The 23,520-nt window shown below is 70.7% G+C and carries 22 protein-coding genes and 2 pseudogenes; 16 read left to right on the top strand and 8 right to left on the bottom strand.

Annotated elements, in window-relative coordinates; all coding sequences use genetic code 11:
- The 8 genes from ACWCQ6_RS19785 to ACWCQ6_RS19750 all read left to right on the top strand — a co-directional run.
- The coding region (locus ACWCQ6_RS19785; protein WP_451090819.1) for an MCE family protein at positions 1-837 on the top strand (837 nt) is incomplete at its 5' end.
- Positions 834-1,985, top strand: a complete 1,152-nt coding sequence (locus tag ACWCQ6_RS19780; RefSeq protein ID WP_451090817.1) for an MCE family protein — start codon at positions 834-836, stop codon at positions 1,983-1,985. The genes ACWCQ6_RS19785 and ACWCQ6_RS19780, both read left to right, overlap by 4 nt.
- Positions 1,982-3,241 carry an MCE family protein gene (locus ACWCQ6_RS19775; RefSeq protein ID WP_451090815.1) on the top strand — a complete coding sequence of 420 codons (1,260 nt, stop codon included), beginning with the start codon at positions 1,982-1,984 and terminating at the stop codon, positions 3,239-3,241. The genes ACWCQ6_RS19780 and ACWCQ6_RS19775 overlap by 4 nt, the downstream gene beginning before the upstream one ends.
- Positions 3,238-3,759: a hypothetical protein gene (locus ACWCQ6_RS19770; RefSeq protein WP_451090813.1), complete on the top strand. Its 522-nt coding sequence runs from the start codon at positions 3,238-3,240 to the stop codon at positions 3,757-3,759. Before ACWCQ6_RS19775 ends, ACWCQ6_RS19770 begins: the two co-directional genes overlap by 4 nt.
- Complete coding sequence (locus ACWCQ6_RS19765; RefSeq protein WP_451090811.1) at positions 3,756-4,376, top strand: hypothetical protein; 621 nt, start codon at positions 3,756-3,758, stop codon at positions 4,374-4,376. The genes ACWCQ6_RS19770 and ACWCQ6_RS19765 overlap by 4 nt, the downstream gene beginning before the upstream one ends.
- A gap of 56 nt (positions 4,377-4,432) precedes the next feature.
- The gene (locus tag ACWCQ6_RS19760; RefSeq protein ID WP_451090809.1) at positions 4,433-4,963 is read left to right on the top strand and encodes a nuclear transport factor 2 family protein; all 531 of its coding nucleotides are present in this window, start codon (positions 4,433-4,435) and stop codon (positions 4,961-4,963) included.
- Positions 4,964-5,004: 41 nt separating this feature from the next.
- Positions 5,005-5,754 (top strand): hypothetical protein, encoded by a 750-nt coding sequence (locus tag ACWCQ6_RS19755; RefSeq protein WP_451090806.1) that lies wholly within the window; start codon positions 5,005-5,007, stop codon positions 5,752-5,754.
- A gap of 22 nt (positions 5,755-5,776) precedes the next feature.
- Positions 5,777-6,991: a lytic murein transglycosylase gene (locus ACWCQ6_RS19750; protein ID WP_451090804.1), complete on the top strand. Its 1,215-nt coding sequence runs from the start codon at positions 5,777-5,779 to the stop codon at positions 6,989-6,991.
- On the opposite strand, the gene ACWCQ6_RS19745 is transcribed toward ACWCQ6_RS19750, so the two are convergent.
- Positions 6,974-8,041, bottom strand: a complete 1,068-nt coding sequence (locus ACWCQ6_RS19745) for an ATP-dependent DNA ligase (protein ID WP_451090802.1) — start codon at positions 8,039-8,041, stop codon at positions 6,974-6,976. The two genes, ACWCQ6_RS19750 and ACWCQ6_RS19745, sit on opposite strands and share 18 nt — an antisense overlap.
- A gap of 97 nt (positions 8,042-8,138) precedes the next feature.
- Here ACWCQ6_RS19745 and ligD point away from each other — a divergent pair, with 97 nt between their 5' ends.
- Both ligD and ACWCQ6_RS19735 read left to right on the top strand, forming a co-directional pair.
- Positions 8,139-9,149, top strand: coding sequence for a non-homologous end-joining DNA ligase (gene ligD, locus ACWCQ6_RS19740; RefSeq protein WP_451090833.1), 1,011 nt, complete (start codon positions 8,139-8,141; stop codon positions 9,147-9,149).
- A 59-nt stretch (positions 9,150-9,208) separates the two neighbouring features.
- Positions 9,209-9,379: pseudogene (locus tag ACWCQ6_RS19735) on the top strand (ABC transporter permease); the annotation flags it as partial.
- 12 nt (positions 9,380-9,391) lie between these two features.
- Here ACWCQ6_RS19735 and ACWCQ6_RS19730 read toward each other — a convergent pair.
- Both ACWCQ6_RS19730 and ACWCQ6_RS19725 read right to left on the bottom strand, forming a co-directional pair.
- Entirely contained in the window at positions 9,392-11,548 is a 2,157-nt protein-coding gene (locus ACWCQ6_RS19730; RefSeq protein ID WP_451090831.1) for an OmpL47-type beta-barrel domain-containing protein, read from the bottom strand.
- 74 nt (positions 11,549-11,622) lie between these two features.
- A complete protein-coding gene (locus ACWCQ6_RS19725) occupies positions 11,623-14,115 on the bottom strand; it encodes a ThuA domain-containing protein (protein WP_451090800.1) in 2,493 nt (830 codons plus the stop codon).
- A gap of 196 nt (positions 14,116-14,311) precedes the next feature.
- Here ACWCQ6_RS19725 and ACWCQ6_RS19720 point away from each other — a divergent pair, with 196 nt between their 5' ends.
- The gene (locus tag ACWCQ6_RS19720) at positions 14,312-15,487 is read left to right on the top strand and encodes a multicopper oxidase domain-containing protein (RefSeq protein ID WP_451090798.1); all 1,176 of its coding nucleotides are present in this window, start codon (positions 14,312-14,314) and stop codon (positions 15,485-15,487) included.
- Between the two features lie 51 nt (positions 15,488-15,538).
- On the opposite strand, the gene ACWCQ6_RS19715 is transcribed toward ACWCQ6_RS19720, so the two are convergent.
- Positions 15,539-17,791: a DEAD/DEAH box helicase gene (locus ACWCQ6_RS19715; RefSeq protein ID WP_451090796.1), complete on the bottom strand. Its 2,253-nt coding sequence runs from the start codon at positions 17,789-17,791 to the stop codon at positions 15,539-15,541.
- 268 nt (positions 17,792-18,059) lie between these two features.
- Here ACWCQ6_RS19715 and ACWCQ6_RS19710 point away from each other — a divergent pair.
- The 3 genes and pseudogenes from ACWCQ6_RS19710 to ACWCQ6_RS19700 form a co-directional block, all read left to right on the top strand.
- A pseudogene (locus tag ACWCQ6_RS19710) lies at positions 18,060-18,541 on the top strand (ABC transporter substrate-binding protein); the annotation flags it as partial.
- 144 nt (positions 18,542-18,685) lie between these two features.
- Complete coding sequence (locus tag ACWCQ6_RS19705; RefSeq protein WP_451090794.1) at positions 18,686-18,967, top strand: WhiB family transcriptional regulator; 282 nt, start codon at positions 18,686-18,688, stop codon at positions 18,965-18,967.
- Positions 18,964-19,464, top strand: coding sequence for a tetratricopeptide repeat protein (locus ACWCQ6_RS19700; protein WP_451090792.1), 501 nt, complete (start codon positions 18,964-18,966; stop codon positions 19,462-19,464). Before ACWCQ6_RS19705 ends, ACWCQ6_RS19700 begins: the two co-directional genes overlap by 4 nt.
- 84 nt (positions 19,465-19,548) lie before the next feature.
- Here ACWCQ6_RS19700 and ACWCQ6_RS19695 read toward each other — a convergent pair whose 3' ends face one another.
- Positions 19,549-20,523 (bottom strand): acyl-ACP desaturase, encoded by a 975-nt coding sequence (locus ACWCQ6_RS19695; RefSeq protein ID WP_451090790.1) that lies wholly within the window; start codon positions 20,521-20,523, stop codon positions 19,549-19,551.
- A gap of 267 nt (positions 20,524-20,790) precedes the next feature.
- Positions 20,791-20,994, bottom strand: coding sequence for a Scr1 family TA system antitoxin-like transcriptional regulator (locus tag ACWCQ6_RS19690; protein WP_451090788.1), 204 nt, complete (start codon positions 20,992-20,994; stop codon positions 20,791-20,793).
- A gap of 15 nt (positions 20,995-21,009) precedes the next feature.
- On the opposite strand from ACWCQ6_RS19690, the gene ACWCQ6_RS19685 reads away from it, so the two are divergent.
- A complete protein-coding gene (locus ACWCQ6_RS19685; protein WP_451090786.1) occupies positions 21,010-21,261 on the top strand; it encodes a hypothetical protein in 252 nt (83 codons plus the stop codon).
- A 167-nt stretch (positions 21,262-21,428) separates the two neighbouring features.
- Here ACWCQ6_RS19685 and ACWCQ6_RS19680 read toward each other — a convergent pair whose 3' ends face one another.
- Positions 21,429-21,845: an SsgA family sporulation/cell division regulator gene (locus ACWCQ6_RS19680; protein ID WP_451090784.1), complete on the bottom strand. Its 417-nt coding sequence runs from the start codon at positions 21,843-21,845 to the stop codon at positions 21,429-21,431.
- Positions 21,846-22,018: 173 nt separating this feature from the next.
- Between ACWCQ6_RS19680 and ACWCQ6_RS19675 the strand changes: the two genes are divergently transcribed.
- Positions 22,019-23,119 carry a WD40/YVTN/BNR-like repeat-containing protein gene (locus tag ACWCQ6_RS19675; protein ID WP_451090782.1) on the top strand — a complete coding sequence of 367 codons (1,101 nt, stop codon included), beginning with the start codon at positions 22,019-22,021 and terminating at the stop codon, positions 23,117-23,119.
- A 50-nt stretch (positions 23,120-23,169) separates the two neighbouring features.
- On the opposite strand, the gene ACWCQ6_RS19670 is transcribed toward ACWCQ6_RS19675, so the two are convergent.
- The gene (locus tag ACWCQ6_RS19670; RefSeq protein WP_451090780.1) at positions 23,170-23,469 is read right to left on the bottom strand and encodes a YciI family protein; all 300 of its coding nucleotides are present in this window, start codon (positions 23,467-23,469) and stop codon (positions 23,170-23,172) included.
- Positions 23,470-23,520 lie beyond the last annotated feature (51 nt).

The following is a 23,520-nucleotide window of genomic DNA, read 5'->3' as shown; positions in this document are numbered from 1 at the left end:
GCCCCCAGCCTCGTCGCCGACCGCTACATCCAGCTCGCCCCCGCCTACGACGGCGGACCGCAGATCGCGGACAACGCCGTGCTCCCGGCCGCGAACAACGCCACACCCGTCGAGGTGGACCAGCTGTACGACTCCATCACGGAACTCTCCAAGGCCCTCGGTCCGGAGGGAGCCAACGCCGACGGAGCCCTTGCCGGACTGCTCGACACCGGGGCCAAGAACCTCAAAGGCAACGGCAAGGCCATCGGCAACTCCGTCGAGCAGTTCGGCAAGGCCACCAAGACCCTGGACAAAAGCAGCGGGAACCTCTTCGACACGCTGTCCTACCTCCAGACCTTCACCACCATGCTGAAGGACAACGACGGCAATGTCCGCGCCGCCGAGCAGCAGCTCAACTCGGTCACCGGCTTCCTCGCCGACGACAAGGAGAACCTCGGTGCCGCGCTGAAGGAACTGGGCACCGCACTGGGCCAGGTCAAGGGCTTCATCCAGAAGAACCGCGGCGCCCTCAAGGCGAACGTGGACGCCCTGGTACCACTCACCCAGACCCTGGTCGACCAGCGGGCGTCGCTCGCCGAGTCACTGGACACACTGCCGCTCGCCGCGGGCAACGTCGTCAACGCCTACGACCCGGTGAACCGCACGCTCAACGGCCGTACCAACCTCAACGAGCTCTCCATGGGCGGACCGCTCGCTCAGTCCCCCGGACTCGCCGGCCTCACCCCGGTGGACGGCGCACGCCGCAAGGCGCTGCCCACCCTGCCGCTCCCCGCCGTCGGCACCGTCTACGGCACCCCGGCGAAGACCGCCACGGAAAAGAAGGGGGCGAACCGATGAGCCGAGTGCTGCGCAGACCCGGAGCCCGCACGACCGGCGTCGCCGCGGCGCTGGCCGTGGGCGTCGGCCTGGCCCTCGTCGTCACCGCCTCCGGCCTGCCGTCGTTCACCGGGATCGACCAGGTCCCGCTGCCCGGCGGCGCCGACCTCGGCGACCACCCCTACGAGATCACCGCGGAGTTCGCGGACGTGCTCAGCCTCGCCCCGCAGGCGTCGGTGAAGGTCAACGACGTCGCCGTCGGCCGTGTCACCAAGGTCTCCCTCGGCTCGGGCAGCTGGAACGCCAAGGTCACCATGCGTGTCAACGGCAAGGTCGAACTGCCCGCCAATGCCTACGCCCACCTGGAACAGTCCAGCCTCCTCGGCGAGAAGTACATCCAGCTCGCCGCGCCCGCCCGCGGCACCGCACAGGGCAGACTCGCCGACGGAGACCGGATCCCGCTGTCCCGCACCAACCGGAACCCCGAGGTCGAAGAAGTCTTCGGCGCCCTGTCGATGCTCCTCAACGGCGGTGGTGTCAACCAGCTCAAGACCATCACCACTGAGCTCAACAAGGCACTCGCCGGACGCGAACCCCAGATGCGCTCCATGCTCGGCCGGGTCAACACCCTCGTCACCGACCTGGACGGCCACAAGAAGGACATCACCGACGCACTCGACGGGGTGAACCGGCTCTCCGCCACCCTAGCCACCCGTAAACAGGACGTCGGTACGGTCCTCACCGGGCTCAGCCCCGGCCTGAAGGTCCTGGAGAAACAGCGCGGCTCGCTCCTCACCATGCTGCGTTCGCTCGACACCCTCTCCACCGTCGCCGTCGACACGGTCAACAAGAGCAAGGCCGACATGATCGCCGACCTCAAGGCCCTCGCCCCCAGCCTCAAGGCGCTCGCCGACTCCGGCCGCGACCTGCCCGACTCCCTCCAGGTGCTGCTCACCTACCCGTTCACCGACGAGGTGCTGCGCGGGGTGAAGGGCGACTACCTCAACGTCTACCTGGATGTGACGGCCATGCCCGGCACACAGATCATCCCGCCGCTCATCCCGGCGGTCCCGCCGCGGAGCGGGACCAGTACCAGCGGGGCCGGCCGGGCACTGCCGCTGCCCCTCCCCGAGGTCCCGACGGCGGGCACGGACGGGAGCAGCCGATGATCACCCTCGCCATCCGGCTCAAGAACATCGCCTTCCTGGTCATCGCGGTCCTCGTACTCGGCTTCCTCGGAGTGCGGTACGCAGACCTCGGCCACTACATCGGCCTGCGCAGCTACTACACCGTCAAGGTCCAGCTCCCGCGCACCGGCGGGCTGTACACCCACTCCAACGTCACCTACCGGGGCGTTTCGGTGGGCCGCGTCGGGCCGATCGAGCTCACCGACGACGGAGTCGAGGCCGAACTGCGCATCGAGAAGGACGCCCCGAAGATTCCGGACGGCCTCAAGGCCGTCGTCGCCAGCCTCTCCTCGGTCGGCGAGCAGTACGTGGACCTGCGGCCCACCCGCACCGGGGGACCGTATCTGGCGAACGGCTCCGTCATCGACCAGGCCGACACCACCGTCCCCGCCCCCGTCACCGACGTACTCACCAGCGTCAACGACCTCGCGGGCTCGGTCGATCCGGAATCGCTGCGCACGGTCGTCGACGAGTTCGCCGCCGCGTTCGAGGGACGCGGCGACGACCTCCAGGTGCTGCTGGACACCGGGGGCGACTTCGTCCGGGCGGCGGACGACGCGCTGCCGGTCAACACCCGGCTCATGATCGACGGCCGGACCGTGCTGCGTACCCAGGCCGAACAGGGCGAGGCGCTCAAGGGCTTCGCCTCCGGCGCCGGGGAACTGGCCGCACAGCTCAAGGGATCCGACACCGACCTGCGCAAACTGATCGCGGTCGCCCCCGACGCGACCGGACAGATCAGCGGACTGCTGCGGGACCTCGACCCGGGCTTCGGCGTCGTCGTCGCCAACCTCCTCACCACCTCCGAGGTCGCCGTCACCCGGCAGCGCGGCATGGAGGAACTCCTGGTGAAGCTGCCCGCGGTGGCGGCCGCCGGGGCCAGCGCGATCGACGAGAACGGCGCCCGGTTCGGGATGTCGGTGACCTTCTTCGAACCGCTGCCCTGCACCGCAGGATACGGCGGCACGGTCTACCGCAGCGGCCTGGACACCTCGGCCGGACCGCCCGTCAACACCAAGGCACGCTGCACCTCTTCGCCCGGCACCGGCATCAACGTCCGCGGCAGCGCCAACGCGCCCAGGGGCGGCGCCGTGCCCGAGCCCGCCAAGCCCGGCTCGATGCTGCTGGGCGACGACACGGACCGGCTCCCGGGCGCGCTCGGTGTCACCGGCCGGCGCCCGTCGGACGGCGACGGCATGGCCGGCCTGCTGGGACTCGGACAGGAGGGCGGCCGATGACGACACGTACGAAGACCCTGACCGGCTGGGCGGTGCTGCTCGCCGCCGTGCTGGTCTGCGCCCTCGGCGGCTGGTCGTACGCGCGGGCGCGCGGCGACGACAGCCTCGCGTACGCGAAGAGCCGGGATGCCGCGCTGGCCGACGGCAAGCACCGCCTCGCCCTGCTGAACAGCCTCGACGCCAAGGACGCCAGGAGCGTGGACAGCGGTCTCGGCGCCTGGCTCGACTCCTCGACAGGGCCGCTTCACGACCAGCTGGCGCGCACCCGGAGCAAGGACGCGAGGGAACTCACCAAGTCCGGTGCCACCGCACGCGGCGAGGTCACGGACGCGGCGCTCACCGCGCTCGACGAGCGGACCGGAACGGCCGGAATGATCGCGACCGTCGATGTCGAGGTCACCCCGCGCTCCGGAAGGGCCGGCACCGAACGCAAGCGCTTCGAGGCCACGCTGGCCCGCACTCCGGACGGCTGGAAGGTCAAGGCGCTCACGGCGATTCCGGTCGGGAGCGGCGAATGAAGGAGCGGGGAGGGACAGCGGTCGTGAGCACGGACACCGACACGGACACGGAGACACGGGACGCCGAGGAAGCCGGTGCGGTCGCAGAGGAGGACCGGCCGGACCCGTCCGGGCCCGCCCGGCGGTGGCCACGCATCGTGGCAGCCGTCCTGGTCGTCGCACTGCTCGCGACCGGTGGCGTGCTCTTCGCCGAGGGCAGGGCGCTGCGCGACACCCCCGCCACCTCGAACCGCGCGTTGACCGACAGCGAGGCGACCACTCGGGTCGCGGGCGATGTCAGCAACGCACTCGGCAAGGTCTTCTCCTACAGCCCGCAGGCCACCGCCGTCACCAAGGAGTCGGCGAAGCAACTCCTGGCAGGCAAGGCGCTCCAGCAGTACGCGGCCCTGTTCGGGCAGGTCGAGAAGCAGGCCGCGGACCAGAAGCTGACGCTGACCACCCATGTCGTGCGCGCCGGAGTGACCCGGCTGACGGACGACAGCGCCCACCTGCTGGTCTTCCTCGACCAGGTCTACGAGCGGGAGGGCAAGCCGGCCACCACGGCGGCGGCCCAGCTCTCCGTCACCGCTCAACTGCGGGACGGACACTGGACCGTGGTCGAGATCGCCTCCAGATAGCAGCACCGCAATCGCGCAACTCGGTACGGATCGGCCGGCAGGAGAGAGAGACAGCAATGGCACGGGTACGGATGACGGGGAACCCGCTGGTGGCGGCTGCGGTCGTGCTGGCGGTCGCGGCGGCCGGCGCGGCAGCCTGGGGCGGAGTGTCGTGGTACGACGCCGCGCACGACGAGTCGGCGGCGTACGCGCAGTCCCGCGACGAGGCACTGGCCGCGGGCGAGCAGGCCGTGCAGAACATGAACACGCTCGACCACCGGAGGCTGGATCAGGGCCTCGACACCTGGGAGGACTCCACCACCGGCGACCTGCACCAGCAACTGGTCGACGGACGCTCGGCGTTCGTGAAGCAGATCCAGCAGGCCAAGACGGTCAGCACGGCCCAGATCCTGTCCGGGGCTGTGACCGAACTCGACGACCGGGCCGGCAAGGCCGGAGTCATGGTGGCGCTGCGGGTCACCGTGACCGCGCCGGAGGGCAAGCCCGCGGTGAAGGAGAGCCGGATGCTCGGCAAGCTCACCCGTACCTCCGAAGGGTGGAAGCTCAGCGCCCTCGGCCAGGCGCCTGTCGGCAACACGGCCGGCTGACGCCACCGACTCCCACCCCGCCACCGAGAGGACCCCCGGACATGTCGACGACTCGTCACCTCGTCAACCGCCGGCGCCGGCTGGCCACCGTCGCCGCGGAACGCGCCACAACCGTCACCGCCCCGCCGCGGCGGCCCGCGACCACGGAAGCGCCCCAGGACGAGTCGGCGCCTGCCCCCGACACGAAGGACACCACCACCGACGACGGGGTCACGGACGACCTCGGTCCGGCGGAGGGCCGGGATAGGAAGGCACCGCGGGGCGAGCGGCCGTCCCGTCTCCTTGTCCGGCTGCCCGCCGTTCTCTGCGCCCTCACCGTGCTGCTCGGGGCCTTCGCCGCCTGGGCGTTCACCTCGGCCGGCAGCCTGCGCGACGAGCCGTCCCGGCAGAACACCGCGCTCACCGACATCGCGCGGACCAGCGAGGTGAAGGGCCAGATCGCCGACGCCGTGGGCGCGGTGTTCTCGTACAACTACGCCTCGCCCGGCAATTCCGACCAGGCGGCCAGGACTCACCTGGTCGGCAAGGCGGTGCAGCAGCACAAGGACATGCTCGCCCAGGTCCGGGCCCAGGGCCAGAAGCAGAAGCTCGTACTCACCACGACCGTCACCGACAGCGGTGTGGAGCTCCTCGACGGCGACCGGGCCAGACTGCTCATCTTCGCCGACCAGAGCAACACCCGTACCGGCAAGTCGGACGAGACGACCTATGCAGCGGCCATGTTCGCCGTGGACGCAGTTCGCCGCGGCAACACCTGGCGGGTCTCCGCCATCGACACCTTCACCCGGTGACCCGGGGGGAGAGGGGAGCACGATGAGGTTCAACGGCACGATGCGCCGCGGACTCAGAGGCACGGCGGCCGCGGTCGCCGCGGCAGCCGCGCTCACCGCGTCCCAGGCACCGGAACTCGTCGGTCACGAAGTGACGCCGAAAAAGCGTCAGGAGACCGACGAGGTGAAGTGGTCGCACGTACCCAACGACGACTCGTACCACACCGAAATCCCGCCGCTGCAGTCGCCGAAGCCGCCGAAGGCCGGTACGAAGCAGAGCCCGGCCGCCGCCCTGTCATGGGCCGAGGCGGGCATCCCGGCCACGGTGCTCGCCGCCTACCGCAAGGCGGAGAGCGCACTCGGGAGGACCGACCCCGGATGCCGTCTGCCGTGGCAGTTGCTCGCGGCGATCGGCAAGGTCGAGTCCGGCCAGGCGGGTGGGGGACGGGTGGACAAGCACGGCACGGCCCTCACCCCGATCCTCGGGCCGGTCCTCAACGGCGCGGGCTTCGCCAACATCCCGGACACCGACGGCGGCGCGTACGACGGCGACCGGACCTACGACCGGGCGGTCGGCCCGATGCAGTTCATTCCCTCGACCTGGGCCCACTGGGGCAAGGACGGAAACGGTGACGGCCGCCGCGATCCGGGCAACATCTACGACGCCGCGCTCGCCGCCGGGTACTACCTCTGTGCCGGACCGCGCGATCTGTCTGTGAAGGCCGACCTGGACCGGGCGATCCTCAGCTACAACCACTCGGACACCTATCTGCGCACCGTGCTGTCCTGGCTGGAGTTCTACCGCAAGGGCATCCACCCGGTGCCCGACGGCAAGGGCACCGTCCCGAAGAGCCCCGGTGCGGGCGGCCCGAACAAGCCGAAGCATCCGGTCGGCGGACCCGGCACCCCGGACGGCGGCATCATCGTGGGCCCGCAGCCCGGCGGTTCGCCGCACCCCTCCCCGTCGTCCGGCACCGAGCCCTCCGGATCGCCGACCGCCTCCCCGGACCCCACCGCCTCCCCGGATCCCACCGACCCGGGCACCGCCTCACCCGATCCGACCGACAGCGCAACGGCCGGTCCGGACCCCGGTACGAGCCCCGACCCCGGCGCCTCGGAGCCGGGCCCCGGCTGCCCGACGGACTCGCCCTCACCGGACCCGTCCGGGACCGCAGGGGCCACCGAGTCCCCGGAACCCGGGCCGACGACGAGCGAGGACCCCTGCGCCCCGCCGTCGGGCTCACCGTCCGCCGGCTGACAGCACCTCGGCCAGGTCGTACCGCACCACCTCCTCCAGCTGCGCGTAGGTGCAGCTGGAAGGGGTGCGGTCCGGCCGCCACCGGCGGAACCGGGCGGTGTGCCGGAAACGGTCACCCTCCATGTGCTCGTAGGCCACCTCGCAGACCCGCTCCGGGCGCAGCGCCACCCAGGACTGGTCCTTCTTCCCCGACCAGCGGCTCTGCGTACCGGGCAGCCGGGCGTGCTCGTGCGCCTCGGCATCGGCCCAGGCCGCCCACGGGTGACCGGCGAAGCCGACGCGCAGCGGCTCCAGCTCGGCGACCAGCTCCGCGCGGCGCCGCATCGAGAAGGCGGCGCAGACCCCGACGTGCTGGAGCACACCCCCGGAGTCGTACAGGCCGAGCAGCAGCGAGCCGACGACCGGGCCGCTCCTGTGGAAGCGGTACCCGGCCACCACGCAGTCGGCGGTCCGTTCGTGCTTGATCTTGTACATCACCCGGGTGTCCGGGCGGTACGGCAGGTCGAGCGGCTTGGCCACCACACCGTCGAGCCCCGCGCCCTCGTAGCGCTCGAACCACTCCTGGGCGAGGGCCGGGTCCGTGGTCGCCGGGGCGAGATGGACGGGGGCCGACGCTCCGGACAACGCCGCCTCCAGCACGGCGCGCCGGTCGGACTGCCGGGTGGCGAGCAGCGAGTCGTCGCCCACCGCCAGGATGTCGAAGGCGATCAGACTGGCGGGGGTATGCTCGGCGAGCAGCCGCACCCGGGAATCCGCGGGATGGATCCGCTCGCTGAGCCGGTCGAAGTCCAGCCGCCCGCCGTACGCGATCACGATCTCGCCGTCGATCACACACCGCGGCGGCAGATTCTCCCGGACCGCGGTGACCAGCTCGGGGAAGTAGCGGGTGAGCGGCTTGCCGGTGCGGCTGCCGATCACCACCTCCTCGCCGTCCCGGTGCACGATCGCGCGGAAGCCGTCCCACTTGGCCTCGTACTGCATACCGGGCGGGATTCTGGACACGGACTTGGCGAGCATCGGCTTCACAGGAGGCATCACCGGCAGATCCATGGCCCGATTCTCACCCACGACCGGGCGCAAGTCTCCCGATATGCGGCATATGTGAGCCAGGCCTACCGTGACCGTCATGAGTGCAGCGGTGAAAGCAGTGGAGCTCGAAGCCGACGGACGGGCCGTACGTATCTCCAGTCCGGACAAGGTCTACTTCCCGGAGAAGGGCTACACCAAGAGGGACGTGGCCGAGTACTTCCTGGCCGTCGGCCCCGGCATCACCCGCGCCCTGCGCGACCGGCCCACCACCCTCCAGCGCTTCGTGGACGGCGTCGAGGGCGAGTTCTTCTACCAGAAGCGCGCCCCGAAGAACCTCCCCGGCTGGATCCCCACGGCACGGATCGCCTTCCCGAGCGGCCGTCCCGCCGACGAGATCTGCCCCACCGGACTCGCCGCCGTCATCTGGGCGGCCAACCTCGGCACCCTCACCTTCCACCCCTGGCCGGTCCGCAGCACCGACACCGATCACCCCGACGAACTGCGCATCGACCTCGACCCGCAGCCCGGCACGGACTACGCCGACGCGGTGCGCGCCGCCCACGAGCTGCGGACCGTGCTCGACGACCACGGGCTGCGCGGCTGGCCCAAGACCTCCGGCGGCCGGGGCATCCATGTCTTCGTCCCGATCGCCCCGGAGTGGACGTTCACCGAGGTCAGACGCGCCACCATTGCCGCCGGACGCGAACTGGAACGCCGCATGCCGGACCGGGTGACCACGGCCTGGTGGAAGGAGGAGCGCGGCGAGCGGATCTTCGTCGACTTCAACCAGACCGCCCGTGACCGCACCGTCGCCTCCGCCTACTCCGTACGTCCCCGCCCGCACGCCCCGGTCTCCGCCCCGCTGCGCTGGGAGGAGATCGACGACGCCGAACCGGGCGACTTCGACATCAGGACCATGCCGAAGCGCTATGCCGACGTGGGCGACGTGCACGCGGACATGGACGACCACGCCTTCCGGCTCGACGCGCTGCTGGAGCTGGCGGACCGGGACGAGCGGGAACGCGGACTCGGCGACCTGCCGTACCCGCCGGAGTACCCGAAGATGCCCGGCGAGCCGAAACGGGTCCAGCCGAGCCGGGCCCGGCACGACGAGAACACTGCGGGATGAACGCTCCCGGCCCGGAACCCTCCGCCCCGCACGGGGCACATGGCAGACCGCTGACCCGCGCCGAGAAGTGGGCCGTGTACAAGGGGTCGCCGTACTTCCCCGCGACCGTCCTGGTGTTCATCCTCGCCGCGGCCTGGGCGGTGGTCTCCTGCACGGTGTTCTGGGTGTGGCGCCACCGGCACCCGGGAGGCCGTGACCACATGCCTCGGCATGCGGCCACGGCCACCTGATCCGGGTCCGGGCTACAGCTCCTTGATACGGATGTCGCGGTACGAGACCACGTCCGTGGTGCTGTGGACCTGGAGTCCGATGTAGCCGGAGGCGTACCGCCTGCCGTCGGTGCCCGGGTCGTCGCCGCGCGGCGGCTCGAAGACCTGACCGCCGTTGTTGTCGAACTCGTTCAGCAGGACACCGTTGCGGTAGACCGAGTAGTGCTGGTCCACCACCCGGATCTCGTAGTCGTTCCAGGTGCCCTTGGGGGTGACCCCGGCGCCGGCCAGACCGAGCCGGTCGAAGCCGTAGACCGAGCCGGTCTTGTACATGTCGCCGTCCGGACGGTCGAGGATCTGCACCTCGTGGCCGTACTTGATGGCGACCCACTCCGGACGCGGCTCCTCCGGGTTGTCGTGTACGTTCGGGAAGCGGACGAACACTCCGCTGTTGGCGTTGCCCGTGCCCGGGGCGTCGTCGCGCCACTGGAGCTTGAGCGAGAAGTCGCCGTACTGCCGGCCCGGGAACCAGAGCATGCCCATGCCGTTCACCGCGGTGGAACTGGTGAGGGTGCCGTCCGCGTTCAGCCCGAACTTTCCGCCGCCGACCTGCTGCCACTTGGCGAAGGACTCCGCCGTGCCGTCGAAGAGCTTCTTGTAGCCCTCGTCCTGGCCCGGCATGCCGATCCCCGACTGCTTGGCCGCCCGGTAGATCTTCTTGTGCTCACGGGCATCGATCACACCGGCGGCGAGCAGCTTGTCGAGGACACCGTCGACGTGCTTGAGGAACAGCGCGTGCGACGACCAGTCCTTCTCGTCCTCGATCAGCTCGTTGATCGTGCAGCGGTTGCCCGTGATGCGGTTGGGGACCCCGGTGTCGACCGTGCCGACGATGACGGTGAGCCGCTCGTCGAACTCCGGGCAGTTCGGCGCCGGTACGCCCCCGCTCTCCGCGACGGTGAACGACACCTGCTTGGCGACGGAGGTGTTGCCGGCCTTGTCCGTCGCCCGGTGGGCCACGGTGTGATAGCCGACGCGGTCGACGATGACGGTGGTGGTGTACGCGAGGTACGGGCCGCCGTCGAGCGAGTACTCGACCTTGTCCACGCCCGATTCGGCGTCGGTCGCGATGACGGTCACCCTGGCGCTGGTGATGTAGGCGTTGTCGGAGTTCTTGTCGCCCTCCACCTTCGCCGAGGTCTCCGGCGGAGTCTTGTCCTGCGTCGGCGGTGCGACGACGGTGAAGTCGACCGACTTCTCGGCCGCCGGGTTGCCGGCCCTGTCGGTCGCCCGGTAGCGGACCAGGTGGGTGCCGGTCTCGTGCACCATCACCGGTGCGGTGTAGGGCTGCCAGGCGCCGTCCGCACCGAGCGCGTACTCGATGGTGTTGACGCCGGAGCCGGTGTCGGAAGCGGTCACGGTGACCGTCGCCATCCCCAGGTACCGCCCCTGGTCGTCCTTCTCGCCGGACACGGTCGCCGAGGTCTCCGGCGGAGTCTTGTCGTCCGTGGGCGGTGCGGCGACCGCGAAGCCGACCGACTTCTCCGCCGCCGTGTTGCCCGCCTTGTCGGTGGCCCGGTAGCGGATCGTGTGCGTACCGACCTCGTTCACCACGACCGGCGCGGTGTACGGCTGCCAGGCGCCGTCCGCCCCCACCGCGTACTCCACGGTGTCGACGCCGGAGCCGTCGTCGGTCGCCGAGACGGTGACCGTGGCCTGTCCGACGTACGCGCCGTCGGCGTTCTTGTCACCGTCCACCTTCGCCGAGGTCCCGGGCGCCGTGGTGTCCTCGCCGCCGCCGTCCTCGGTCACGGTGAGGATGCCCTGCATCGCCTCGTGCCCCGGCATGGTGCAGTGGTAGAAGTACCGGCCGGGGGTGAGCGTGACCTCGGCGGTGTGCCTGCCGCCCTGGTCGTCGGCCGGGTTGGCCAGGATGTTCAGCGTGACGTCGTTGTTGAACTCCGGGTCCGAGACGCTGAAGGTGAGGGTGTGCGGCATTCCCGTGGTGTTGCCGGTCGCCGCACTGTTCTCGAAGACGATGGTCGCCTTGCCGGCCACCGCGGTCTTCGGGGCGGACAGATAGTGGTCGATGGGGTCGCCCGCGGTCCAGGTGAGGACCTGCTCGGCCGCCGCACCGGCGGGAGTCGCCGTACGGCCGTACGCCGCCGTCGAGGTCAGCCCCAGCACCATCAGGAACGAACCCAGCAGCGCGAGCCACAACCGGGCCGGACGGCACCGCTTTCGCGAGAGGACCGGACGATGTCTCACCGCACTGCCGCCTTCCTGGCCAGATCACCGGCGGCCGGGGTCGGACCGCCGCCCTTGTAGGTCACGCGCCACAGCGCGGACTTGGAATCGGAGGTGAAGAAGCCGCGCCCGTAGTCCAGGACGTACAGCGAACCGTCCGGGGCGAACTTCCAGTCCATCAGGTTGCGGATGCCGTCCGCCCCGACCGGGATGATCTTCTTCAGGGACTCGGCGTGCGTGGGCAGACCGCCCTTGCCGACCGTCTTCGGATCGGTGAGCACGGCGTGCCGGGGCTGGGTACCGTCGTAGAAGTCGCCGACGAACCACTTGCCGTCCCAGTACGAGGGCCACTTGTCGGCGCTGGTACTTGCCGCGTCGTACCGGTAGACCGGGCCGTTCATCGTGGCCTGGCCGCCGCCCTTGAGCCATGGCAGCAGCTGCTTCTGGTCCTCGGCCTTGTAGCTGGGGACGCCGTTCGCGTCGCGCGGGTAGTCCACGCCACCGCCCTGCGGGGAGTACCAGATGGTGTTGGAGGTGACCGGCGGCAGATTCACCAGACCGTCGTTGTTGGGGGACTCGTTCTTCGGGTGGTCGCAGTCGTACCAGCCGAGCGGCTTGGACGGGTCCGGCAGACTGCGGTCCCGGTAGGGCTGCTTGTTGCCCATGCAGTACGGCCAGCCGTGGTTGCCCGCCTTCGTGATCGCGGCGAACGTGTCGTACTTGGCCGGGCCCCAGGTGGTGGAGGGCGAGCCCGCGTCGGGGCCGACCCAGCCCGCGTACAGCGTGTCGGTCGACTTGTCGACGGAGATCCGGGCCGGGTTGCGCACACCCATCACATAGATCTCGCCGCGGGTCCTGCCGCCGCCCTCGTCGGGCTCCTCGCCGGTGAAGAGATTGCCCTCGGGCAGCGTGTAGGTGCCGTCGTCCTCCGGGTGGATCCGCAGGATCTTCCCGTTGAGGTTGTTCGTGTTGCCCGCGGTGCGGCGGGCGTCGGCGAACGAGACGCCCTTGTAGTTCGGCTGCGGGTTGTTCCCCGAGTAACCGTCGCTGAAGCCGGAGGAGTTGTTGTCACCGGTCGCGATGTACAGATTGCCCTTGGAGTCCCAGGCCATCCCGCCCCCCGCGTGGCAGCAGCTGTGGACCTGGACGGGCCAGTGCAGCAGCACCTTCTCCGAGGAAAGATCCAGTTTGTTCGTGGACAGGTCCATGGTGAAGCGCGAGACCTGACGCACCGCCATCTGCTTGTCGCGGTCCAGCTTCGAGTGCGGGGTGTAGTGCAGATACACCCAGCCGTTCTTCTCGAAGTCCGGGTCCAGCTCGATGCCGAGCAGCCCCTCCTCGACCTTGACCAGTTCGTCCCCACCGCCCTTGTTGCCGAAGACCGTCAGCTCGCCGGCGAGGGTGACCTTCTTGGTCTTCGGGTCGTAGACATGGATCTGCCCCAGCCCCTTGCCGATGTCCGGGTCGTTCCAGTCGGTGACGACCGGCCTGCTGCCGTCGGCGCCGCCGCGCCCGATGTACAGCACGCGTCCGTCGGGGGCGGCGACCAGGCCGTGCGGCTCGCCGATCTGGTCGTTCCGGCCCGGCTGGTTGGGCTGGGTGACCCGTTCGGCCTTGTAGTTGGCGTTGATGGTGGCCTTGCAGTCGGCCTGCGAGATCCGGGTCGTCCAGTTCAGCGCGCCGCGCAGATGGTCACGGAAGTCGGTCTCCGCGAAGCTGTCGACCGTACCGCCCATAGCCGTGTAGAAGGACCGTCCGCCGTCGTAGTCGCGGCACCAGGAGACCGGGTGGTCCCAGCCGTTGGCACTCGCCCCCGGCTTGTAGGTGATCTCGCGGACGCGCGCCACGGTGTGCACGTCGCCGGACGGATTCTTCGTCCAGTTCAGCCACTTGTCGGGTCGCTTCCACTCCAGCGGGAGGTTCTTCGTCGCCGGATGCTGACGGTCGCCGATCTCGACCGTCGCGCGCTGTACGGAGGCCGGGCCGTCCGCCGCCGGGCGGGCGCCGACCAGGCCGGTGAACCAGTCCGAGTACGGCTCGGTGCGCGCGGCGTCATGGATGCCGAGGAAGCCGCCGCCGGCCTCCATGTACGCCTCCAGACCGGCCTCCTGCTCCGGGTCGAGGACATCGCCGCCGCCGGTCAGGAAGACCACGGCGTTGTACCTGCCGAGCTTTTTGCCGTTGGTGAAGACCGTGGGGTCGTCGGTGGCGACGGTCCTGAACCGGCCGGTCTCCGGACCGGTGAGCCCGATCCTCTCGATCGCCGCGATCCCGGCGTCGACCGTCGGGGACTCCTCGGTGGCCGAGGCGTGGAACACCAGCACCTTGACGTCGGAGCCGCCCGGCGGCGACGGCAGGGACAACGTTGTCGCCGAGGATCCGGGCGGCTCCGGAAAGGGCCTGGCCGCAGCCGTGTTGGCGCCGAGCAGGGAAGCGGTCAGTGCGCCGGTCGCGAGGCCCGCCGCGAGTCCGCGTCGCGATCTGGACCTGTGATGTGGTGTGCGCTGCATGTGGTCACCCACCCCTCTTTGGTCACTGCAACAGCGCATGAAGGTAGACCTCTTTTCGCGGCCCGCCAATAGCTATGGCGGCAATTCCACGAACTTTGTCCTGACTGTGGATAAACTGCGTTCCTCCGGCTACGGTGTGGGCCTTGTCCGGGGCGAGTCGGCGCTCCAAATTCCTTGGTGCAGTGGGGAGTTCGGCATGGACAGAAGGAGCTTCAACCGGCGGATGCTGGTCGGCGGCGGAGTGGCGGCCGCGACCGGCCTGACATCGTTGTCCCTCGGTTCGATCGAGGCCAGCTCGGCGGAGCTTGCACTGGCTACCGCCCCGGCGGGCGGTGCGGTCCGCCATCTCAAGCTGTACGCCGAGAAGCTGGCGGACGGTCAGATGGGGTACGGGCTGGAGAAGGGCAAGGCGTCGGTGCCGGGGCCGCTCATCGAGATCAACGAGGGAGACACCCTGCACATCGAGTTCGAGAACACGGCCGATGTGCCGGTCAGCCTCCATGCGCACGGCGTCGACTACGACATCGCCAGCGACGGCACCCGGATGAACAAGAGCATCGTCGAACCGGGCGGGACCCGTACCTACACCTGGCGCACCCACGCCCCCGGCCGGCGCAAGGACGGCACCTGGCAGCCGGGGAGTGCGGGCTACTGGCACTACCACGACCATGTCGTCGGCACGGACCACGGCACCGGAGGCATCCGCAAGGGCCTCTACGGTCCGCTGATCGTCCGGCGTATGGGTGACATCCTGCCGGACAAGACGATCACGATCGTCTTCAACGACATGACGATCAACAACAAGCCGGCCCACGAGAGCCCGAACTTCGAGGCCACGGTGGGGGACCGGCTCGAAGTGGTCATGATCACGCACGGTGAGTACTACCACACGTTCCACATCCACGGTCATCGCTGGGCGGACAACCGGACCGGCCTGCTCACCGGCCCCGACGACCCGAGCAGGGTCATCGACACGAAGATCGTCGGCCCGGCGGACTCCTTCGGCTTCCAGGTCGTCGCGGGCGAACACGTGGGCGCGGGCGCCTGGATGTACCACTGCCATGTGCAGAGCCATTCCGACATGGGCATGGCCGGACTGCTGCTGGTCGCCAAGCCGGACGGCACGGTGCCGGGGTACGAGCCGCACGACATGACGGCGCCGGGCAAGACGGCGCCGGGCAAGACGGCGCCGGACAAGACGGCCCGGGACAAGGCGCCGGACAGGACGGCCCGGGACAAGGCGCCGGACAGGACGACTCGGAACAAGATGGCGCCGGACAAGACGGCGCCGGACAAGACGACACGGGACACGGCGTCCGGAAGCGCACAGAAGGACACGGCCGCGCACGACCCGGCGGCACACGGATCCTGACACCGCCGGCCCGCGAGCCCCGACGCCGCCGGTCCGCCGGCCCGGACGGCGTCAGCTCTCCGGCACCACGTCTCGGGCCGTCCTGTCCGTCCCGGTGGGCGCGGCCGGCGAGGCCGTTTTGGCCGTTCCGGTCGCGAGGCGCAGTTGTTCCTCCTCGACGATGCGTCGGGCCAGAGCCCCGTCCGACACATCCACGGCGTCCGGCGTCGTCTCGGCGACATCGCTGCGCCGTGCGTACAGGTCGAACAGCCGCTCCTTGCGGGCCAGAATGTCCAGCATCCGTTCGTCGACGCTGTCGGCCGCGAGGAGCCGGTGCACCTGGACGGTCCGTATCTGGCCCATCCGATGGACGCGGGCCACCGCCTGATGCTCCGTCGTCGGCTTCATCTGCGGTTCGCAGATGATGACGACCGACGCCGACTGCATGTTCAGCCCTACACCGCCCGCCTGGATCTGGCTGAGCAGCACGGCATGACCGTCCACGGCTCCGAAGTCGTCGATCAGCCGTTGCCGGCGGGCGGCCGGGAGGTTTCCGGAGAGCGGGCCGAACACGGGTGATTCCAGAGCCTGTCCGACGGTGTGGAGCACCTCGCGGAAGTAGGAGAACACCACGACCTTCAGGCAGTTGTCCGCAGCCTCGGCCACCAGCTCGTGCAGCCGGTTCAGCTTCGCGGACGTGCCGGGCCGGGCGTACGCGGCCCGGCGCATCCGCATGAAGTGCCCGGCGCCCACCGCCTCGCGGTAGGCGCCGAGATCGCCCGGACTGAACTCCTCCCACTCGTCGACCTGCACCAGCGCCGGGAGTTCGGTCAGCACGTCCACCTGGTTGCGCCGCAGGTAGGCCGGGGCGACCGCCCTGCGGAAGGCGAGCGATCCGGCGGCTCCGTGGGTGGTGTGTATCGAGGGGGCCAGCTCCGGCTGGAGGTGACGGACCAGGCTGCGGAACTCCTCGACGCGGTTCTCCATGGGCGTGCCGGTCAGGAACAGCACCCGTTCGGTGTGCTGCGTCCAGCCGGACACCGCCTGGGACCGGCGGGTGGCGGGGTTCTTGACGTAGTGGGCCTCGTCGACCACCAGCATGCCGGGCCGCAGGCCGCAGTCCGCGGCGGCCGGCAGCGTGTGCAGGGCGTCGAACGTGGTGAGGGCGACCCCACCGCCGCGACGCCATTCCCCGAAGGCCGACTGTCGCTCGGGGCCGTGCACCGGCAGGGTGCGCAGCGTGGAGCGGGCGCGGATCTCGCGTGCCCAGTTGATCAGCACGCTGGCCGGGCAGACCACCAGGAAGTGGGTCTCGCCCCGCGCCGAGAGATGCGCGAGGGCGGCGATGGCCTGGACGGTCTTGCCGAGCCCCATCTCGTCACCGAGGATCACCCGCTTCTGCGCGAGCGCGAACCGCGCGCCGAACGACTGGTAGCCGCGCAGCGAGACGCGCAGATGGGCGTCGTCCAGCCGCAGACCGCGCACCCGGTCTGCCATCCCGGACGGCAGGAACCCCTCGGCCGCGTCCCGGTCCGGGCCGGTGCCGGACAACTCGGCGAGCAGGCTGTAGTACTCGGCGGGCCGCAGCTCGAAATCCACCCACGCCGCGAGGTCCGACTCCGGGGCCCGCAGCAGATCCACCGAGACCTGCCCGAACAACAGCGGCAGCTCGCGCCCCTCCGCCTCGGCGACGGCGGTCCGCACCTCGGCGACGGCCTCCAGCGCCAGGGAGCGGGCCTCCCGCCCGGTGAACAGCATGCGCAGCCGGCCGCGCGCGGGACCTGCGGCGGCCAGCAGGCGTTCGAGGCGCTCGACGAGCCGGCCCGCCGCGTCCACCGCCCGCCGGACGTCGGGACCGGCGGCGACCAGCCGGTGCAGGGCGACGACCAGCGCGGTCGTGGCGCCGTCCGGGGCGTCCACGTCTATCCGGACCGCGACCGTGTCCCGCACCGCGTGGGCGATCTGGCCGGCCGCGGCGAGCACCTGGTCAGCGGTCTGTGCGCCGACCCCGGGGATCTGCCGCAGCTCGTACCGGTTGGCCTCGTGGACCTGGCCGACGGTGGTGAAACCGGCCTGCTCGACCGCGCCGATCCGCAGCCTGCCCTCGGTGACGTCCTTGAGCCTGGAGGCCGGGATGGCGGCGAGCTCCCGGCGGACGAGGGAGTCGAGCAGCGGCTTCAGCGCGGTGTGCACGGCGTCGACGGCGCGGCAGTGGTCGGCCAGCACGGCGCGCGCCGTCTCCAGCAGCAGTTCGGCCCGCGTCAGCAACTCCCGGGCGGCCCTTCCCGTGGGCGCCCCGTCCTCCGCCGCTCCGGCCTGTGTCATGTACGTCCCTCTGTCCGCGCAGCCCGGCTGCCGTCCTGCCCGGCACCTGCCCGGACGATTCCTATCGTGCCACGCGGCGCCGACGGTCCAGGTTGCTCAGGGCGTGGGCGGCCGGCGCCCGGCCGGAGAGAGCAACAGGACATCCAGGGCCCGTGCGCAGCAGCGGGCCTGCGCCAGGAACCAGTCGGTGCGCGTGCCCGTGATCACGGACGGAGCGGTCCGGACCGCCAGGGCGAAGCGGGCGTGACCGGCACCGCCAGGGCCCGCCCCCGGTGCCGACCGCGCTGCCCACTTCACCCACGCCCTGCCCGGCCTGTTCTGCGAAGGCGGCAACGTACCCGCCCTGCGAGCCCGTTCGCGCGGAGCGGACCCGGCTGATCGGTCTCACCTGGATCGAGGAACGCCAGGCCGTAATCGTCGGATCCGGTTCCGCGGTCCGCGTCGTCGAGGCCCTGCGCGGGCTGCGGCTCGCCGTTCCCGTGCACGACATCGCCATCGACTTCTGGCGGGCCATGGCCCTGCGCGGCTGCGAGGACGTGCTCGCAGCCGCCGGACTCGCACCGGACGACGCCACGTTCGTCGACGTACTCGCCGCCGGACACCGTGGCCGGTGGGCCGCCCAACTGGCGGCGCTGCGGCGCGCAGACGTCGACGCCGTGTACGTGAAGGGCGCGTCGGCCGTCGAGACCGCCCCGGCGGGAGGGAGCAGAGGCCGCCGTCGAACTCGACGAACTGGCCGACCGCCGGTTCCCGACGCATGTCGCCGGTCCGGACGGGGCAGAATACGCCCTGACCAAGAGCGCGACAGCATCGCAGACCTGACCGGAACTCATCGGCGCGCCGTATTGATGAGGCGTTGATCAGTCGTTTATCGCGACCGGGCACTGTGGGCGCATGCTGATCAACACCGTGGACGACCCCGCAATCGCCTGGCAGGAGACCGCGCTGTGCGCCCAGGCGGGGCCCGAGTTCTTCTTCCCCGCCCCCGGCAGCTCGACCCGTGAGGCCAAGCAGCTCTGCAACGCCTGCGAGGGGCGCGTGGCCTGCCTGGAGTACGCACTCGCCAACGACGAGCGCTTCGGTGTATGGGGCGGGCTCTCCGAGAAGGAGCGGGAACGGCTGCGCAGGACCGGCCGCGCTGAGCGTCCTGGCCGGCCTGGGACGATGTCCGCATGAATGATCACGACCGGGACGGCTTGCTCGCGGCGGCCGTGCGGCTGCGCACCGATGGCCACCGGGAGGAGGCGCGGCAGCGCCTGCTCTCCCTCGCGGACGTCTTCCCCGCGGACGCGGAGATCGCCTATCAGACGGCCTGGGCGCACGATGTGCTCGGTCTCGAGGCCGAAGCGGTGCCGTTCTACGAACAATGCCTGGCCGGGACCGGGCTGTCGGAGGAGGACCGCAGGGGCGCCCTGCTCGGCCTCGGGAGCACGTACCGGGTACTGGGGCAGTACGACAAGGCCGTCGAGGTGCTGCGCGAGGGGGCCGGGCGGTTCCCGGACGACGGGGCGCTGCGGACGTTTCTCGCCATGGCCTTGTTCAACACCGGTGAGCACCACGAAGCCATGCGCCTGCTGCTGGAACTGCTCGCGGCCGACAGCACGGACCCGTATGTGCGCCGGTACCGGGCGGCGATCGAGCACTACGCGCGGGACCTGAACGAAACGCTGTGAGAGTGGTTCGGGGCGTCGGTCCGCAGGGGCCGCCGGACGAGGCAACAGCATGCCCGTCCGGCGGGGAGGCGACCTTCGGGGGCGTCAGACGCCGGCGCGCGCGGCCATCCGGGCTTTGCGGGCGGCGAGCTTCTCGTCGAACTTCGCCGCCTCCGTGTCCAGGCCGCCCATGTACAGACCCAGCTCCTCCTGCGCCTTCAGGCCGTCGGGGCCCAGGCCGTCGATGGAGAGGACCTTGAGGAAGCGCAGCACGGGCTGGATCACGTCGTCGTGGTGGATGCGCATGTTGTAGATCTCGCCGATCGCCATCTGCGCGGCGGCCCGCTCGAAGCCCGGCATGCCGTGACCGGGCATCCGGAAGTTGACGATGACGTCGCGCACGGCCTGCATCGTCAGGTCCGGGGCGAGCTCGAAGGCCGCACCGAGGAGGTTGCGGTAGAAGACCATGTGCAGGTTCTCGTCGGTGGCGATGCGCGCCAGCATGCGGTCGCAGACCGGGTCGCCCGACTGGTGGCCGGTGTTGCGGTGCGAGACGCGGGTGGCCAGCTCCTGGAAGGCGACGTAAGCCACGGAATGCAGCATCGAATGCCGGTTGTCCGACTCGAAGCCGTCCGACATGTGTGCCATCCGGAACCGCTCCAGCTTGTCCGGGTCGACCGCGCGCGAGGTGAGCAGGTAATCACGCATCACGATGCCGTGCCGGCCCTCCTCGGCGGTCCAGCGGTGCACCCAGGTGCCCCAGGCGCCGTCGCGGCCGAAGAGCGAGGCGATCTCGTGGTGGTAGCTGGGGAGGTTGTCCTCGGTCAGCAGGTTCACCACCAGCGCGACCTTGCCGATGTCGGTGACCTTGGACTGGTCGGCCTGCCAGGCCTCACCGTCCTCGAAGACGCCGGGGAAGTTCCGTCCGTCGGAGAACGGAACGTACTCGTGGGGCATCCAGTCCTTGGCGACCTTGAGATGGCGGTTGAGCTCCTTCTCCACCACCTCTTCCAGGGCGTACAGCAGCTGGGCGTCGGTCCACGCCTTGGGGCTGCCGAGGTGGGGAGCGGTGATCGTCACGGGGAACTCCTGGGAACGGGAGAAGTACCTACGGGTACGTAGGTTACGAGTCCGTAGGTTAAGGCTGAGGTAAGCCCACCGCCAAGCCGACCCCTCCGATGCCCCGTTATGTGACGTTATGTACGCATGCCAGGAACCGGCCGGCCCCCGGTGCGCGGGCGCTCCGAACTGGTCGGCGCACTCGGGGCTGACGCTCGCGGGGGCGCGGAAAGGGTCGGCTGCGTGGTCGGAGCAGATGGCCCGCCGCGCCTGACCTCACCGCGGAGATCAGCGCCCGCAGTGCCTCCATGGAATCGCTGACATGGGTGGTGGCGTCCGTGGTGGAGCCGATGCAGGCCCTGCCCTGGTCGTCGACGACTGTCCGGCGCCCGGGAAGCCGCCGGCCGCGAACGGAATCACCCGGACCCGTTCGGACCGCTCGGCGATGTGGTCCAGTTGGGCCCGCGCCACCCTCGGACCGGCGAACTGCATGCGCAGCGCAGCCTCGTGGACCACCGACTCGTAGCCGTCGGTGATCTCCTCACCCGGCACGGCCTTCCAGCGCTACGTGAGACGGTCGTACTCGCCGCCTCCGAACTGGTCGCGACCGCCCACCGGTTCATTTCGGACCGGGAGATGCTCCTGTGGGTGCACTGGCAGTTCGACCCACCGCGCATCGCCCTCTACGACCAGCACCCCTCCCACGGCTCGGCCGTGAAGTCCGAGAAATCCCGGGAGCGGCGCGGCGACAGCATGTGACTGCCGGCCGCCGCGGTCGGCGCGCACGGCGAGGGCTGGGGCTTGCGCCCGCGCTGCCTCCCTCCGGCTGCAAGGCCTGGGCCCTGCTCCACAGATGATCCGGCGCCCGCCGATCGCCCGGGGCCCTGGCCGCCCCTCGCCGGAGCCGGCCCGTCTGAGAGGAGGGGTCAGCAGGGTCCGCCGAGCAGTTCGGCCAGACCGCGGTCGAGATCCAGGAACCGGTGCTCGTCGCCGGCCGGCACCATTTCCTGCGCCCGCCCCAGAAAACGGCGCAACTCCGCCGTGCGGACGTGCACCATCGCGATTCCCTCGGCGGCATGGAACTCCAGGACCGTACGGTCGTAGCCGAACGGCCTGACGCGTACGTCCCCGACGCCGGCCGCCCCGTCCATCCCCGCCGTCAGCAGCTCGCGGGAGAACTCCCAGGAGACCTCGGTGCCTTCCAGGGTCGCCGGTGCGGGGAACGCCATGCGGACGGTGAACGGATCCTTCGGGTCGTACTGCAGGGTGGCGGGAAGTGTCTCCATCCGCGGCGCGGATGCGACCATGCGGGCCTGCACGGACTGCTGGATGACGGTGGACAAGACCTGCTCCCTTTCTCGGCCAGATGAACGGTTCCCGGCACTGATACAGACGACCGAAGCCCCTCATCCGTGCACCGAAAGGTGGCGTGAGCTGTGTCACCGCCCCCTCGCACGGCTACTTCCCGGCGGCGCGCCCTGGACTGGGCACAGCTCGTGGGCTACCTTCCGGCGCCATGAGGGTCAAGGGGAAGACGAGACGACTGATGTCATGGGGGCTCTGTGCGGCGGCGCTGACCGCGACACTGGCCACACCGGCGGCCGCGGCCGCACCGTGGGACCGGCACCACCCGGGTGAGCGCCCGGTCTGGACGCTCACCGACACCGGAACCGACGCACGCTTCCGCGGTCTCGCCGCCGTCGACCGCCGCACCGCCTGGGTCGCGGGCTCCGGGGGAACGGTGCTGCGCACCACCGACGGCGGCCGGCACTGGCGCGATGTGTCACCGCCCGGTGCGGCGCAGGAGGCGCTGGAATTCCGCGACATCGAGGCCTTCGACGCCCGGCGCGCGGTTGCGCTGGCCATCGGGGAGGGCGAGGCATCCCGGGTGTTCCGCACGGACGACGGGGGAGCGACCTGGACGGAGTCCTTCCGCAACACCGACGCACGCGCCTTCTACGACTGCCTCACCTTCTTCGACAGCAGGCACGGACTGGCGATGAGCGACCCTGTGGACGGGAAGTACCGCATCCTGTCCACCGCCGACGGCGGCCGGAGCTGGCGGGTGCTGCCCACCGAGGGCATGCCGCCGGCACAGCCGGGTGAGGCCGGATTCGCCGCCAGTGGCCAGTGCCTGGTCTCGTCGGGCCCCCGGGACGTCTGGCTGGCGACCGGCGGCGCCGCCACCGCACGGGTGCTGCACTCCGCCGACCGCGGGCTGACCTGGACCGCGGCCGAATCGACGATCCCGGCCGGCGACCCGGCCCGCGGCGTCTTCGGCCTGGCCTTCCGCGACCGCCACCACGGCATCGCGGTCGGCGGCGACTTCCGGTCCGGTGAGCCGTCGCCGGACGCCGCGGCCGTGACGGGCGACGGCGGCCGCACCTGGCACCAGGCCGCCACCCCGCCGGCCGCCTATCGCTCGGGCGTCGCCTGGCTGCCGCACAGCAGATCCGGCGCGCTGGCGGTCGGCCCGACCGGCACCGACCTCACGACGGACGGAGGCCGCACCTGGCGCGCGGTCGACACCGGCTCGTACGACACCGTCGACTGCACTCCGGACGGCGGCTGCTGGGCCGCGGGCGAGAAGGGACGAGTGGCGCGCGTGGGGCGCTGAGCCCGTTCCTCGTCCCCCGGAGTGTGGCCCGCTCCGGGGGACGGGGCCCGCTATCCGGGCAGTTGCCGGCGGTACGGGGCGAGTTCGTCCGAGGTCTTCGTCGCGATGAACTCCGTGATCCGGTACGCGCACACGCCCTGTGCCGTGAACGGGTCCTCCGCGACGATCTTCTCGATCCGCTCCCGGTCGTCCCCCACGGCCAGGATCACCCCGCCGTCGCGCGGATTCTTGCGGCCCGACGCGATGAACACCCCGGCCGCGTACTGCGTGTCCAGCCAGGCGACATGGTCCTGGAGCAGCGCGTCGACGCGATCGACCGGTGCGGTGCAGGTCAACTCGAGTACGAACATGATCGCCAGGCTGCGGGACGGTCCCGGCGGACGGCTGGGCCCGGCCGTCCG

This window comes from Streptomyces sp. NPDC001880 (assembly GCF_053594575.1).
The sequence above is the reverse complement of the archived record's forward strand: the minus strand, read 5'-3'. Positions and strand labels throughout refer to the sequence as shown.